We start from the raw sequence: 14,044 nt of genomic DNA on the forward strand, positions 1-14,044 counted from the left end.
GTCAGGCTCCTTCGGTGGGGACCAGGCGGTCGAAGATCTGGCGCACGGCCTCCTGGCTTTCAACGAGCCGGAGCTGCAGCAGCGCGATGTCGTTGGGCACCCCGGCCAGGCCCTGCGGATCCGTGGCGCGCAGCAGCGCCTCCTGCATCGCCTGGGGCGCGTTCTTCGGCATGGTCTTCTCCTCCTGCGACAGGCGCAGGGTCGCGAACAGCCGGATCATCAGCCGCCAGGCCTCGTCCAGGCGCACCGCCTCGTCGGCGGGCAGGATGCCGGTGGACGCGGCCCTGGCGAACACGGAAGGGGTGGAGCGGTCGCGGATCGCGGGCTCGGCGGCCAGATGGGCCAGCTGCAGGAACTGCGCCAGGAACTCGATCTCGACGATCCCGCCGCGCACATGCTTGAGGTTCCAGGGATCCTCGTTGCCGTGCTCCTTGAAGATCCGCATCCGCATGGCGCGCACGTCCTTGGCCAGCGCGTCCACCGGGCGCGGCCGGCGCAGCACCGCCTCGATCGCGGCCTCGACCTCGGCGGCGAGGCCGGGCTCGCCCGCCACGACCCGGGCGCGGGTCAGGGCCTGGTGCTCCCAGGTGGCCGCGGCCTCCTCCTGGTAGCGCACGAACCGGGTCAGCCGGGTCGCCACCGGGCCGGCATTGCCGGAGGGGCGCAGGCGCATGTCGATCTCGAACAGGGTGCCCTCGCCGGTGCGCGCCGAGAGGGCGCTGGTCAGCCGGTTGGCCAGCCGGGCGAAGTACACGTCGGCCGAGACCGGGCGGGCGCCGTCGGAACTGGCCTCCTCGGGCGCGTCGTAGACGAAGATCAGGTCCAGGTCGGAGCCGATGGTGAGCTCGCGCGAGCCGAACTTGCCCAGGCCCACCACGCAAAAACGCGATCCCTGGATCTGCCCGTGCTGGGAGACCAGCCACTCTTCCGCCTCGGGCAGGAGCTCGACCACCGCGACCTCGGCGATCTGCGAGAGCATCAGGCAGGCGCGCTCGGCGGGCGTCACTCCCAAAAGGATGTGCAGCCCGGCCTGGAACTGCCGGCCGTGCGCCCAGCGCCGCATCATGTCGAGCTTGTCCTGCAGGTCGCGGGCGTCCTGCAGCCGGCTGGCCATCTCGGCCACCAGCTGCCCGGGCTCGGGCAGGGGCTCGAAGAAGTCCGGCTCCAGCAGCGCGTCGAGCAGGTCGGTATGCGCCGCCAGGTGCGAGGCGAGCTTGGGCGCCGCCCCGGTCAGGTCGACGATCAGGCGCAACAGCTTGGGGTTGGCGCGCAAGAGCGAGAAGATCTGCACGCCGGACGGCAGGTTGCTGACGAAGCGGTCGAACAGGGCGAAGGCGGCGTTGACGTCGGGGGTGCGCCCGAACGCCTGCAGCAGCGCCGGGATCAGCTCGGTGAGCAGCTCGCGGGCGCGCACCGTGCGGGTCGCCCGGACATGGCCGTGGTGCCAGCCGCGGATCCGCCGGCTGACCGCGGCCGGATCGGAAAAGCCCAGGGCCGCCAGATGCTCCAGCGTGGCCGGATCGTCCTCGGTCCCGGTGAACACTAAGGAGGCGCCGGCACCCAGGTCCGGGCTGGTCTCGAACAGGGCGGCGTAATGGCGCTCGACGGTACGGAAGGTCTCGTCCAGGTCGCGCACCAGGGTCCCGGCGCCGTCGTGGCCGGCAAAGGCGGCGAAGGCCTCGAAGCGGTCCTCCCGCTCGGGCAGGCGCTGGGTCTGCTGGTCGGCCACCATCTGCAGGCGGTGCTCGACCTGGCGCAGGTAGCGGTAGCAGGCGATCATCTCGGCGGCCGCCTCGTCCTCCACCCAGCGCGATTCGGCCAGCGCCTCCAGCGCCTCCACAGTGCGCGGGTTGCGCAGCACCGGGTCGCGCCCGCCCAGGATCAGCTGCTGGGTCTGGGCGAAGAACTCGACCTCGCGGATGCCGCCCCGGCCGACCTTCACGTCGTGGCCGTGCACCGCGATCTCGGAAAAGCCGCGATGGGCGTTGATCTGGCGCTTGATCGAGTGGATGTCGGCGATCGCGGCGAAGTCCAGGTACTTGCGCCACAGATAGGGGCGCAGGTTGGCCAGGAACCGCTCGCCGGCGGCAAGGTCGCCGCCCACCGGGCGTGCCTTGATCATGGCGGCGCGTTCCCAGTTCTGGCCGTGCCGCTCGTAGTAGAGCTCGGCGGCCTCCACCGGCAGGGCGAGCGGATGGCCCGGCGGGTGCGGGCGCAGGCGGAAGTCGACCCGGAAGACATAGCCTTCCTTGGTCTTCTCCTGCAGGACATATTCCAGCCCGCGCACCAGCCTGGACGCCAGCCCCATCGGGGTGGCGCCGCCCTGCACCCGGAAGCGCTCGGGCTCGTACAGCACGATCAGGTCGATGTCGGAGCTGTAGTTGAGCTCGCCGGCCCCGTACTTGCCCATGCCCAGCACGATCAGGCCGGAGCGGCCGACCGGATCGTCCGGGTCGAGCTGCATCTCGCGCCGGTCGGCGGCGTCCAGCAGCAGGCGGTGCAGGGTGCAGTCGATCACCAGGTCGGCGAAGCGGGTGAGCGTGCCGGTGACCTGCTCCAGCGACCAGGCGTCGGCCAGATCGGCCAGCCCGACCGCCAGGGCCAGCCGCTTGCGCGCCCGGCGCAGCGCCGCCATCAGGCGCGGCCGCTCCGGAGGGGCGCCCGGCTCGGACAGCTCGGCGAACACCTGGTCCACCACCGCCTGCGCCCCCTCGTCCAGGGTCCGCACCAGGCTGAAGGGGGCTTCCAGTGCCACCTCGGTCAAAAACGGGCTGCCGGACAGCACGCCGTCGATCAGGGCGCGGTGGCGGTCGTCGTCCAGCACCGCCAGGGCATGGGCACGGCGCGTCGCGTCGGGTTCGGCCTCGACGGCGCGCTTCAACCGTGCACGATGCCGCGCAACCGCCTGGGAGTCGGTGCTGCGTGGAGGGTAGAGGAGTGGCAAGGGACGTCGATGCCCATCCTGGTGCGCGCCCCGGGCCGGACAATTCCGCCCCGGAGGATGCGCAGGTTGCTGGCGCAAGGGCGGGCAGATTGACCGCAGCACCGCCCGGCCGCAAGCGGCCCGGCCGCTGGCACCGCCTTCTGCGCGGCGTGGCGGCGGTGGTGGCGGTGCTGGTGGTGCTGCTGACGCTTACCGGGTTCGGCGCCTACCAGCGCCTGGCGCAGGGACCGGTCTCGCTGCAGCCGCTGGTGCCCTGGCTGAAGGCGCCGGTCGAGCAGCGCCTGGGCATGCCGGTCGACATCGAGGGGCTGCAGCTGGCGTTCGCCGACGGCCAGGAGGACGGGCTGGTGCTGAGCGCCGGGCCGGTCACCGTCAGCGGCGATGCCCCCGCCCGGGCCGAGAGCCTGCGCTTCTGGATGGGGCTGCCGTTCCGGATGCAGGCCGTCCAGCTTTCGGTCGACAACACCGAGGCGCGCACCCTGCTCGCCGCCTGGCCGACCTATCTCCTGCCGGAGGTGCGCGAGCAGCTGCTGGAGCTGATCGCGGGCGGGCGGATCCGCACCGGGGAACTGCACTACCGCTTCCATCCCGACCGCGACGACGACCTGACCCTGCGGATCCAGGCCGAGGACGCGCAGGTCCGCCTGCCGGACGGGCTGCCCGAGGTGGCGGCCAAGACCGCCGAGGTGGCGATGGATGGCGGCGACCTGCAGGTGCGCTCGCCGGCCGCTACCGGCGCCGGCCTGACCGTCACCGATCTTGCTGTCACCATCGACCACCTGACCGACGAGCAGCCCTCGCGCCTGACCCTGGCCGGGGGCGTCCAGGGCAAAGGCGGGGCGCTCTACGATCTGCTGGCCCATCCGCCGCTGGCGCTGATTCCGCCGGACCTGGTCGAGGCCGGCAGCCTGCGCGGGCAGATGAACGCGAAGCTCGACCTCGCCCTGCCGCTGGCCGACGACATCCCGGCGGACAGCGTCGACCTGCGGGTGGACGGCAGCTTCAGCGACGTGGCCGGGCGCCTGCACCTGCCGGTGCCGCTCGACCTGACCAAGACCGCTGGCGGGGTGAAGATCGCGGACGGTGCCATCGAGCTGAACGCGAAGGGGCTGCTGTTCGGCTCGCCCTTGTCGATCGCGCTGCACGACCGCTGGCGCAACCGCGGCGAGGGGCGGCGGATCGAGCTGCAGGGCCCGGTGACCGGCGAGCTGCTGGCGCGGTTCGACGTGCCGGTGCCGGAGCAGGTCGGTGGCCGGGCCGTGGTGGTGGCCAAGCTGCACGAGAAGCCGGCCGGGCGCTGGAACGTCGAGCTGGACGCCGACCTGGCGGAGGCCCGGATCGACGAGCCGGTGTCCGGCTTATCCAAGGCGGTGGGGCAGCCGGGCCGCCTCAGCCTGTCCGGGCAGGCCAGCGATGCCGCCTCCTGGGCGATCGAGCGCTTTGCCCTGGAGGCGGGCGACCAGAAGGCCGAAGGCAGCGTCGCCCCGGCCGAAGCGGGCCATCTGATGAAGCTGGACCGGCTGGTGACCGCCACCATGGACCTGTCGGCCGCCCTGGTGCTGGGCAGCGAGAACAGCGTGCGCGGCCGGATCGAGGGCAAGCGGGCGGGGCTGCCGGACGGGGCGGCGAGCGCGGCGAGTGCGGCGGGCGCGGCGCCGGCCGTAGGGGCGGGCGAGCCGGCCGATCCGCCCACCGCCCTGGCCCTGGAACTCGACCTGGAGCGGTTCGATACCGGGCGCGGCGTGCTGAACCAGCTGCAGGGCCATGTCGAGCACGGCGCCCAGGGCTTCCACGATGTCCGGCTCGGCTTCGACCTGGGCGGGCCGGCCTCGCTCACCATCGCGCCCATCCAGCCAGCGAGCCCGCAGACGCTGGAGCTGCTGGCGCCCGATGCCGGGCGGCTGATCGAGGTGCTGGGCGCCGGCAAAGCCGTCACCGGCGGCAAGCTCAAGCTGGAGGCCGTGCTGGCGCAGCAGGTCCCCGCGATGCAGGCCAAGGGCCGCATCGACCTGTCGGACACGCGGATCAACATGAGCGGCGAGCAGCCAATGCCGTTCGCCAAGATCGTGATCCCGTTCCAGATCGACGGGCCGGTGGTGACGATCGACCAGGCGCGCATGACCGGCGGTCCGCTCGGGCTGCGGGTGAGCGGGACGATCCATCGCCAGACCGGGGTGCTGAACATGTCCGGGCAGGTCACCCCGCTCTACCCGGTCAACCGCCTGATCGGGCAGATCCCGATCATCGGCGGGCTCCTGGGCGGGTCGAAGGGGCTGGGCGCCATCAACGCCGACTTCACCCTGAGCGGCACGCTGGACGACCCCAAGGCCAAGCTGGCGGCAAGCTCGGTGCTGGTGCCGGGGGTGGTGAAGGAGCTGCTGCGCCTGTTCGAGCCGCGCTGACAGGCGCCGGCGTCGCCTTGTTCCCGGCACCGGGCGGCCGCTGCCGCCCGGGCAGGCCGGCCCGGCTCAGCCGGCCAGGCGCACCAGCACGTGGCGCTTCTTGCCGGCCGACAGCTTCAGGCCCTCGGCCAAGGCCGCGCGGGCCACCGATTGCTGCGGGTCGGCGACCGCCTGGTCGTCCAGCCTTGCGCCACCGCCCTGGATCAGCCGGCGCGCCTCGCCGTTGCTGGCGGCAAGGCCGGCCAGGCGGAACAAATCGGGCAGGGCCACCTGATCGCCCAGGCCGTCGGCGGCGATCTCGACCAGCGGCAGCGAGGCGCGGTCGCCGCCGCCGAACACGCCGGACGCCTGGGCGCGCGCCTTCTCGGCGGCTTCCCGGCCATGGCAGAGTGCGGTGGCCTCGGTCGCCAGGATCGCCTTGGCCTCGTTCAGCTCGGCTCCTTCCAGCCGCTCCAGCCGGGCGACCTCGTCGAGCGGCATCTCGGTGTAGAGCCGGAGGAAGCGGCCGACGTCGCGGTCCTCGGTGTTGCGCCAGAACTGCCAGTAGTCGAACGGCGCCAGCATGGCGTCGTTCAGCCAGATGGCGTTGCCGGCCGACTTGCCCATCTTCTCGCCGGACGCGGTGGTGATCAGCGGCGTGGTCAGGCCGAACAGCTGCACGCCGTCGACCCGGCGGCCGAGCTCCACGCCGTTGACGATGTTGCCCCACTGGTCGGAGCCGCCCATCTGCAGGCGCACGTCCAGGCGGCGCGACAGCTCCAGGAAGTCGTAGGCCTGCAGCAGCATGTAGTTGAATTCGAGGAAGGTCAGCGGCTGCTCGCGCTCCAGGCGCAGGCGCACGCTGTCGAAGGTCAGCATCCGGTTGATGGTGAAGTGGCGGCCGTACTCGCGCAGGAAGTCCATGTAGCCGAGGCCCAGGAGCCAGTCGGCATTGTCGACCATGGTGGCCTTGCCGGGGCCGAACTCCAAAAAGCGGCCGAGCGACGAGCGGATGCCGGCCTTGTTGGCCTCCAGGCTCTCGGCGGTCTGCATCTTGCGCAGCTCGTCCTTGCCCGAGGGATCGCCCACCAGGGTGGTGCCGCCGCCGACCAATGCTATCGGGCGATGGCCGAAGCGCTGCAGGGTGCGCAGCAGCATGATCGAGACCAGGTTGCCGACATGCAGGCTCTGGGCGGTGCAGTCGAAGCCGATATAGCCGGTGATCGCCTTGGCCGCGGTGGCCTCGTCGAAGGCCGCCTCGTCGGTACACTGGTGGACGAACCCACGGGCGTGGAGCTCGCGCAGGAGCTCGAAGCGATGACCGGTCACGTGTTCTGGCTTCATCAGATCGGGGAACGGGGAAGGGCGGCCGCCTCCCGGCCCGGGCAGGCCCGGCCGGGAGGGCGGCGGGTCAGCGGGCGGTGAGCAGGGCCTCGCCCGGGATGCGGTTCATGCGGCGGTCCATGTAGTGCTCGCAGGCACCCATGAACCGCTCCATGTTCTGGCCGAACGCGTGGTCGGCATTCTCGATCAGGTCGAAGTCGATCGTGATGCCGCGCTGCTGGCTGAGCTTGTTGACCAGCTTGTGCACCGATTCGGTGGGGGTGACCGTGTCGCGCTCGCCATGGACGATCAGCCCGGACGAGGGGCAGGGGGCCAGGAAGCCGAAATCGTAGATGTTGGCCGGCAGGCCGGCGGAGATGAACCCCACCACCTCGGGCCGGCGCATCAGGAGCTGCATGGCGATCCAGGCGCCAAAGCCGAACCCGGCCACCCAGACGCCCGAGGCGTTCGGGTTGTGCAGCTGCATCCAGTCCAGCGCCGCCGCGGCATCGCGCAGCTCGCCCTGGCCATGGTCGAACTGTCCCTGCGAGCGGCCGACCCCCCGGAAGTTGAAGCGCAGCACCGAGAAGCCGCGCCGCACATACATCTGGAACAGCGAATAGACGATGCGGTTGTTCATCGTCCCGCCGTGCAGCGGGTGAGGGTGCAGGATGACCGCGAGCGGGGAGGTCGGTCCTTCACCGTGAACGTAACGGCCCTCCAGCCGGCCATCCGAACCGTTGAAGATCACCTCGGGCATCGATTACTCCGCTACCACCGAATCGGCAGGCCAACTGCGCGCCCTGCTCGTCACCGAGCCGCGGGGGCGGAACATTGCTGCCGTCTTGGGACGTCCCTATACTTTGTCGGGCGTGGTCCACACGCTCGGATCGGTGCCGGATCATGCCGCGGTACGCATCGTGCCGCACCAGACGTGAACACGAGCGCCGCGCGGCGGGCATCCCGGCGCACGATCGCAGGTCGTTTAGCGCGAGGAGAGTGCCGTGTTCAAGAGAATGCTCACGGCCGATGCCGGCTGAGCCGCGCATCTATCTGGATCATGCCGCCACCAGCCCGGTCCGGCCGGAGGTGGTGGCGCGGGTCGCCGAGGTGCTGGCGATGGTCGGCAACCCGTCCTCGGTGCACGCGGAGGGCCGCGCCGCCCGCCGGGTGCTGGAGGATGCGCGCGCGGTGCTGGCCGAGGCCACGGGTGCTGGGCCGGACGAGATCATCTTCACCTCCGGGGGCACCGAGGCCAACGACCTGGCCTTAAGCGTCGCCGCTGGGGGGGCCGTGCTGGTGTCGGCGATCGAGCATGCCTCGGTGCTGGAGGCGGCGCCGGAGGCGCTCCGCCTGCCGGTGGACCGGAACGGCCTGGTCGACCTGGCGGTGCTGGAACGGCTCCTGGCGGCAGCGCGGCCGGCCCTGGTCTCGGTGATGCTGGTCAACAACGAGACCGGGGTGGTGCAGGACATCGCCGCCATCGCTTCCTGCTGCCGCAAGGCGGGGGCGCTCTTGCATGTCGACGCGGTGCAGGGGTTCGGCAAGCTGGAGGGGGTGCGGGTCGATCGCCTGGGCTGCGACCTGATGACGGTCTCCGCCCACAAGCTCGGCGGCCCGCCCGGCACCGGCGCCCTGCTGACCCGCCCGGGGCTGGCGGTGCCGGCCAGGCTGCGCGGCGGCGGCCAGGAGGGCCGGCGGCGGGCGGGAACCCACCACCTGGCCGGCATTGCCGGGTTCGCGGAAGCGATCCGCCGCCTGGACCCGGCCGAGCCTGGCCGCCTGGAAGGGCTGCGGGCGCGGCTGGAGGAAGGGGTGCGCCGGCTGGGCGACGCCACCTGGGTCGCCGCGGCCCGCGCGGCGCGGGCACCGCACATCGCCTGCCTGGTCACGCCCGGGCGGCCGGCCGAGATGCAGGTGATCCGCATGGACCTCGCAGGCGTGGCCATCAGCGCCGGGGCGGCCTGCTCGTCGGGCAAGGTCGCCGCCTCGCACGTGCTGGCGGCGATGGGGCTGGGGGCGGATGCCGGCTGCGGGATCCGGGTCAGCCTGGGCTGGTCCAGCGGGATCACCGAGGTCGACCGCTTCCTCCAGGCGTTCGCGGCACAGCACGGTACAGCTTCGAACATGTCCAATCGGACGGGTTCACCCTTGCCGAACCCTTCCGCAGTTGCGACATGAACGGTTGGCCGGGACCTGCTCCCGGACGAATGGCAAGTGGCGAGACGGATGGCACAGGCACTCAGCATCACCCCGCGTGCGGCGGAGCGGGCCAAGGAACTGCTGGCGACCCAGGCGGACGTGGCCGGGATCAAGCTCGCGGTGAAGCCGCGCGGCTGCTCGGGCTGGAGCTACTCGCTGGACTTCGCCAAGGAAGTGGCCGCGGCCGACCAGACCATCGAGGTGGGCGGGGTGACCTTCGTGATCGATGCCAAGGCGCTGGAATACGTGAACGGCACCGAGGTCGACTTCGTCGAGGACAAGCTCGGCGCCTCGTTCGTGTTCAACAACCCGAACGAGAAGGGCCGCTGCGGCTGCGGCGAGAGCTTCCACGTCTGAGCTGAAGGCCGGCCATGGTCGAGATCCTGTTCCGCCTGCCCGACGGCAGCGAACGCCGGGCTCATGTCGCCGCGGGCAGCACCCTTTTGGAGGCGTCGCGCGACGCCAGGGTGGAGCTGGAAGGCGCTTGCGGCGGCAGCATGGCCTGTGCCACCTGCCATGTCCGCATCGACGACGCCTGGTTCGACCGGCTGCCGGTTCCCTCGCCCGAGGAAGAGGACATGCTGGACCTGGCCCCGGACTGGCAGCCGACCTCGCGGCTGGGCTGCCAGATCGCCCTGGACGAGTCCCTGAGCGGCATCGTCGTGCATGTGCCCAAGTCCAGCCTGCTGGACGGTTGACTCCCGCCGCTTCGCCCATCGAGTTGCCCTGCCCGTGACCGCTGACCATCTCGCCGATCTCGACCTGCCCCCCGGCGCCCGGGTGGTGGTCGCCATGTCCGGGGGCGTGGACAGCTCGGTCTGCGCCGGGCTTCTGGCCGAGGCCGGCTACGATGTGGTCGGCATCACCCTGCAACTCTACGACCACGGCCAGGCCACCGGGCGAGCCGGGAGCTGCTGTGCCGGCCGCGACATCCGCGACGCCCGGGCGGTGGCCGACCATCTGGGCATCCCGCATTTCGTGCTGGACTACGAGGAGCGCTTCCGCCGGGCGGTGATCGACGAGTTCGCCAACAGCTACGCGGAAGGGCGCACCCCGATCCCCTGCGTGCGCTGCAACGAGCGGATCAAGTTCGGCGACCTGCTCGACAATGCGATGGAGCTGGGGGCCGTGGCGCTGGCGACCGGCCATTACGTGCGGCGGGTGCCGGCCGGCGGCCAGGCCGAGCTGCATCGCGGCCAGGACGCGGCCAAGGACCAGAGCTATTTCCTGTTCGCCACCACCGACGAGCAGCTCGACCGGCTGCGCTTCCCGCTGGGCGGGATGACCAAGGCCGAGACCCGCGCCCATGCGGCACGGCTGCGCCTGCCGGTGGCGGACAAGCCGGAGAGCCAGGACATCTGCTTCGTCCCGCATGGCGACCATACCAGCGTGGTGACCGCGATCCGGCCGGACGCCGGCCTGTCCGGCGAGATCGTCGACGACCAGGGCCGGGTGCTGGGACGGCACAGGGGCATTGCCGGGGTCACGGTCGGCCAGCGCCGCGGCCTGGGCGTGGCGGCGGCGGAGCGGATGTACGTCACCGAGGTCGACCCGCAGACCCGGCGAGTGCGGATAGCGCCCAAGGCCCGCGCCGCCATGCGCGCGGCGGTGCTGGACCGGCTCCACCTGGTCGGTCGGGCGGAAGCCGGGCTGCCCGACCAGGTGCTGGCCAAGCACCGCTACAACGAGCCGGCCCAGCCGGCCACGATCGACCGCGACCCGGACGGCCGGATCCAGGTCCGGTTCCAGACCCCGCAGATCGGGATCGCCCGCGGCCAGGCCTGCGTGCTCTATGACGGCACCCGGCTGGTGGGCGGCGGCTGGATCGAGCAGGCGCTTACTTGAGCGCCAGCGCCCCGGCCGTGATGGCCGGGGCGTCGGGTCCGCAAGGGACCGGCGTCAGGCGATCCCGGTCCAGGCCTGGCCGTTCCAGCCGAGCGTCTGGTCGGTGAACTGGATGATCTCGATCGAGGTGAAGCGGTCGCTGCCCTGGTCGGGCAGGGCGATGCCCAGATCAGTCAGGCTGCCTGCCTCATCGTCGCCCTCCAGGCGGAAATGGGCGAGCAGGCCGTCGACCACGATGGTGTCGCTGCCAAGGCCGCCCTCCAGCAGGTCGTCGCCCTTGCCGCCGGCCAGGATGTCGTCGCCCTCGCCGCCCTGCAGCACGTCGTTGCCGGCAAAGCCGTAGAGCGTGTCGTCGCCGGCACCGCCGCCGACCGTGTCGTTGCCGCGCCCGCCGGACAGGAGCGAGCCGCCGGCGCCATCCAGGAGGATGTCGTCGCCGTCATGGCCGAACAGGCGGTCGATGCCGTCGCCGCCATCCAGCCGGTCGTTGCCGGCACCGCCTTCCAGGCGGTCGTTGCCAGCTTCGCCCGACAGGACGTCGTCGCCGCGCATCCCGCGCAGCCAGTTGTTCTCGTTGCTGCCGCCGATCCGGTCGGCGCCGTCGCCGCCGATGGCGTGCTCGATCCGGATGTTCGGCGCCGGGCCCCAGGCGGCGTCGCCAACCGACCCTTGCGAGCCGTCCAGGAAGATCTCCAGGTCCGAGGTGAGCGCCGCGAAGTTGACGGTGTCCTGGCCGCCATTGCGGTCGGCCAGGAGCTGGCGCGACGGGTCGTCTGCCGCCAGTCCGGCATATTCGTCGGTGAACAGATAGAGGTCGTCGGTGCTGGCGGCGCCGCCCTGCACGGTCAGGGTGAGGCTTTCGACGGTGACGGTTTCGTTCTTGCCGCTGTTGTTGGCGATCTCCACCGTCCAGACCTGATCGGCCGCCTCGCCCCAGTGCTGGGTGGTGCCGAGCTGCAGCTCGAGCGTGTCCTCGTCCGTGCGCTCCGTGAGGTCGGCGTCCGCCTCGAAGGCAGACCAAATGTTGGCGTCGAACCCGGTCAGGAGGTAGCTGACCGTGCCGTCCTCGGAGGTGAGCGTGATGTCGAGCGCGTCGTAGATGTCGAGCACGTCGGCCAAGGTCGCGTCGGTCGCCAGCGCCAGCTCCAGCCGCAGCGTCAGGTGCTCCACGGCGACGCCGTCGGCATCGGCGAAGCTGATGGCGTAGTCCACGCTGCTTCCGGCTTCCAGCGTGGTGGATTCCGTGTCGGTGACGGCGATCTCGCGGTCGTTGCCGAAGGTCTGGGCGTCCTTGCCCCAGCTTTCCGCCATGCGCACCGCGGCGCGTGCGTCGACCAGGCCCATGCCGTAGTCGTGGCTGACCTGGCGGCCACCGCCGTTCCAGTCGGCGGCGCCGTTGACCTGCCAGTCCCACGGCTTGACGTAGAGCTGGGCCAGGGCCTCCGAGAACCCCTCGATATGCGGACCCATCACCTCCATGACCTGGTCGGCCGACTTCATCCAGCTGTCGGCGCCGTCCGGCTTCCAGGCCGAGGCCGCCAGGATGTTCTGGACGTCGCGGGCGCCCAGGAGCGGGTTCGCCTCCAGCATCAGGGCGACCACGCCGCTCACCATCGGGGCGGAGAACGAGGTGCCGTTGTCGGCGCTGTAGTCGCTGGTCGGGTCGTATCCGTTCGGAGGTACACGATCGGTCGACAGCACATTCTCACCGGGCGCGGTGACCAGCAGCGACGAGCCGGGATTGCTGAACCAGGTGGCCCGGCCGTCATGGTCGACCGCGGCCACGGAGATCACATAGGGCTGGGACTGGTGCTCGTCGCCGCTGGTCAGCGTCGTCTCATCGCGCTCGTTGCCGCCGGCGAACACGATGGCGGTGCCGAGACCGTCGCGGCCCTCCGTGGCCAGACGGATGATCGCCTCCAGCGAGTCGGGATCAGGCGCCTCCATCAGGACGCCGCCCCAGGAATTGCTGGAGACGTCGACGCCCTGCAGAAGCTGCTGCTCGAAGCCGATCCGCTCGAAGCGGTTCTGGGTGGCCTCCGGATCGGGATCATCCTCGTCATCGTCGCCCAGGGGCATGCGGTAGGCGACGAGGGTGGCTTCATGGGCGACGCCCACGCCGCCGATGCCGTTGCCGGCAACCTCGCCGATGAACCCCGCGACCATGGTGCCATGGTTGTCGTCCGGGAGGACCGGCAGGCCCGGTCCGGCCTTGCCGCTCGACGTGTCGTAGCCGTCGGTGCGGTCGAAGTTCGCGGCGAGGTCCGGATGATCGCCCTCGACCCCCTCGTCGAACACGGCGACGCGGACGCCCCTGCCGGTATAGTCCTCCCAGACCTCGGTCACCCGGACGTCGATGCCGGAGGTGCCGCCGGACTGGCCGGTGTTGAGGAGATGCCACTGCTGATCGAACAGTGGATCCCTGGGCAGGGTCGTCATGGCTTCTCTTCCTATAGAAACACGGCAGTACTGTAATTTTTTTTTAGCCGTGTTTTCCGAGGAATAGTAAATACAGATCCGATTGGGCAAGCATTGATTCGCTCCTACACTGTGGCGTGGAACGATCGCGTCTCCGTATTTCAACCAGGGACTGGCCAAGAAAAAGGGCCGTCCACCTTGCGGTCGACGGCCCTCGATCAGACGCGCGAAGGTCAGGCGGCGGCCTTCGGCGTGTCCTTCACATGGTCCAGGTCAGGCGCGTTGCCGTAGGACATCCGGCGCATCTGCTCGATCACCCGGTCCATCTCCTCGGCGGACAGATGCGGCGGCTCGCCGATCGCCAGGGCGTGGACATACATCTTCGCCAGGGTCTCGACCTCGATCGCCAGGCCCAGCGCCTTGTCCAGGCTCTTGCCGGTGGTCAGCATGCCATGGTGGCCCATGATGCAGGCGTAGCGGTCCTTGAGCGCCACCAGGATGGCGTCGGACAGTTCCTGGGTGCCGAAGGTCGCGTACTGGCTGACCCGGATGTCGTGGCCGCCGGCCACCGCGGTCATGTAGTGGAACGGCGGGATGCCGCGCTCGTGGGTCGCCAGCACGGTGGTGTAGGTGGCGTGGTTGTGCAGGACCACGTTGACGTCCTCGCGGTTCTTGAGGATGTCGCGGTGGAACCGCCATTCCGAGGACGGCCGGTGCCGGCCCTCATAGCTGCCGTCCCACTTCATCGTGACGATGTCCTCCGGGGTCATCGCCTCGTAGGGCAGGCTGGTCGGCGTGATCAGCAGGCCGCCCTCGATGCGGTAGGAGATGTTCCCGGCCGTGCCCTGGTTGATGCCCTGGCGGGTCATCTCCAGGCAGGTCGCGATGATCTTCTGGCGGATGTCCAGATGGGCGAGCTCACTCAACGGAT

The 14,044-nt window shown here is 70.7% G+C and carries 11 protein-coding genes; 6 read left to right on the forward strand and 5 right to left on the reverse strand.

The window, feature by feature from the left end; genetic code table 11:
• Window position 1: 1 nt before the first annotated feature.
• The gene (locus tag GEMRO_RS30430; RefSeq protein WP_407645391.1) at window positions 2–2,944 is read right to left on the reverse strand and encodes a bifunctional [glutamine synthetase] adenylyltransferase/[glutamine synthetase]-adenylyl-L-tyrosine phosphorylase; all 2,943 of its coding nucleotides are present in this window, start codon (window positions 2,942–2,944) and stop codon (window positions 2–4) included.
• An 89-nt stretch (window positions 2,945–3,033) separates the two neighbouring features.
• Between GEMRO_RS30430 and GEMRO_RS0118300 the strand changes: the two genes are divergently transcribed.
• Window positions 3,034–5,346 (forward strand): YhdP family protein, encoded by a 2,313-nt coding sequence (locus GEMRO_RS0118300; RefSeq protein ID WP_027135163.1) that lies wholly within the window; start codon window positions 3,034–3,036, stop codon window positions 5,344–5,346.
• A 66-nt stretch (window positions 5,347–5,412) separates the two neighbouring features.
• On the opposite strand, the gene tyrS is transcribed toward GEMRO_RS0118300, so the two are convergent.
• Together tyrS and GEMRO_RS0118310 are read right to left on the reverse strand one after the other, a co-directional pair.
• On the reverse strand, window positions 5,413–6,654 hold the full coding sequence (gene tyrS, locus GEMRO_RS0118305; RefSeq protein ID WP_027135164.1) for a tyrosine--tRNA ligase: 1,242 nt from the start codon (window positions 6,652–6,654) through the stop codon (window positions 5,413–5,415).
• A gap of 82 nt (window positions 6,655–6,736) precedes the next feature.
• Window positions 6,737–7,408: an alpha/beta hydrolase gene (locus GEMRO_RS0118310; protein WP_027135165.1), complete on the reverse strand. Its 672-nt coding sequence runs from the start codon at window positions 7,406–7,408 to the stop codon at window positions 6,737–6,739.
• Between GEMRO_RS0118310 and GEMRO_RS34365 the strand changes: the two genes are divergently transcribed.
• From GEMRO_RS34365 to mnmA, 5 genes are all read left to right on the forward strand, one after another.
• Complete coding sequence (locus tag GEMRO_RS34365; RefSeq protein WP_157505639.1) at window positions 7,389–7,586, forward strand: hypothetical protein; 198 nt, start codon at window positions 7,389–7,391, stop codon at window positions 7,584–7,586. The two genes, GEMRO_RS0118310 and GEMRO_RS34365, sit on opposite strands and share 20 nt — an antisense overlap.
• Window positions 7,587–7,677: 91 nt before the next feature.
• Window positions 7,678–8,829: a cysteine desulfurase family protein gene (locus GEMRO_RS30435; RefSeq protein WP_051329215.1), complete on the forward strand. Its 1,152-nt coding sequence runs from the start codon at window positions 7,678–7,680 to the stop codon at window positions 8,827–8,829.
• A gap of 48 nt (window positions 8,830–8,877) precedes the next feature.
• Window positions 8,878–9,207 (forward strand): HesB/IscA family protein, encoded by a 330-nt coding sequence (locus GEMRO_RS0118320; RefSeq protein ID WP_035485575.1) that lies wholly within the window; start codon window positions 8,878–8,880, stop codon window positions 9,205–9,207.
• Between the two features lie 14 nt (window positions 9,208–9,221).
• Complete coding sequence (locus GEMRO_RS0118325; RefSeq protein ID WP_027135167.1) at window positions 9,222–9,548, forward strand: 2Fe-2S iron-sulfur cluster-binding protein; 327 nt, start codon at window positions 9,222–9,224, stop codon at window positions 9,546–9,548.
• 34 nt (window positions 9,549–9,582) lie between these two features.
• Complete coding sequence (gene mnmA, locus GEMRO_RS0118330) at window positions 9,583–10,695, forward strand: tRNA 2-thiouridine(34) synthase MnmA (protein WP_276202834.1); 1,113 nt, start codon at window positions 9,583–9,585, stop codon at window positions 10,693–10,695.
• A gap of 54 nt (window positions 10,696–10,749) precedes the next feature.
• On the opposite strand, the gene GEMRO_RS30440 is transcribed toward mnmA, so the two are convergent.
• Together GEMRO_RS30440 and GEMRO_RS0118340 are read right to left on the reverse strand one after the other, a co-directional pair.
• Window positions 10,750–13,134 carry a S8 family serine peptidase gene (locus GEMRO_RS30440; RefSeq protein WP_051329216.1) on the reverse strand — a complete coding sequence of 795 codons (2,385 nt, stop codon included), beginning with the start codon at window positions 13,132–13,134 and terminating at the stop codon, window positions 10,750–10,752.
• A gap of 212 nt (window positions 13,135–13,346) precedes the next feature.
• A complete protein-coding gene (locus tag GEMRO_RS0118340) occupies window positions 13,347–14,039 on the reverse strand; it encodes a class II aldolase/adducin family protein (RefSeq protein ID WP_027135169.1) in 693 nt (230 codons plus the stop codon).
• Window positions 14,040–14,044: the final 5 nt, after the last annotated feature.

This window comes from Geminicoccus roseus DSM 18922 (genome assembly GCF_000427665.1).
In the GTDB taxonomy this organism is placed as follows: Bacteria; Pseudomonadota; Alphaproteobacteria; order Geminicoccales; family Geminicoccaceae; genus Geminicoccus; species Geminicoccus roseus.

Excerpts from the sequence above, each read along its gene's own strand:
- GEMRO_RS0118320 (WP_035485575.1), top strand. The coding sequence starts at position 8,878 with ATGGCACAGGCACTCAGCATCACCCCGCGTGCGGCGGAGCGGGCCAAG.
- GEMRO_RS30440 (WP_051329216.1), bottom strand. The coding sequence starts at position 13,134 with ATGACGACCCTGCCCAGGGATCCACTGTTCGATCAGCAGTGGCATCTC.
- GEMRO_RS30435 (WP_051329215.1), top strand. The coding sequence starts at position 7,678 with ATGCCGGCTGAGCCGCGCATCTATCTGGATCATGCCGCCACCAGCCCG.
- GEMRO_RS0118310 (WP_027135165.1), bottom strand. The coding sequence starts at position 7,408 with ATGCCCGAGGTGATCTTCAACGGTTCGGATGGCCGGCTGGAGGGCCGT.
- GEMRO_RS0118325 (WP_027135167.1), top strand. The coding sequence starts at position 9,222 with ATGGTCGAGATCCTGTTCCGCCTGCCCGACGGCAGCGAACGCCGGGCT.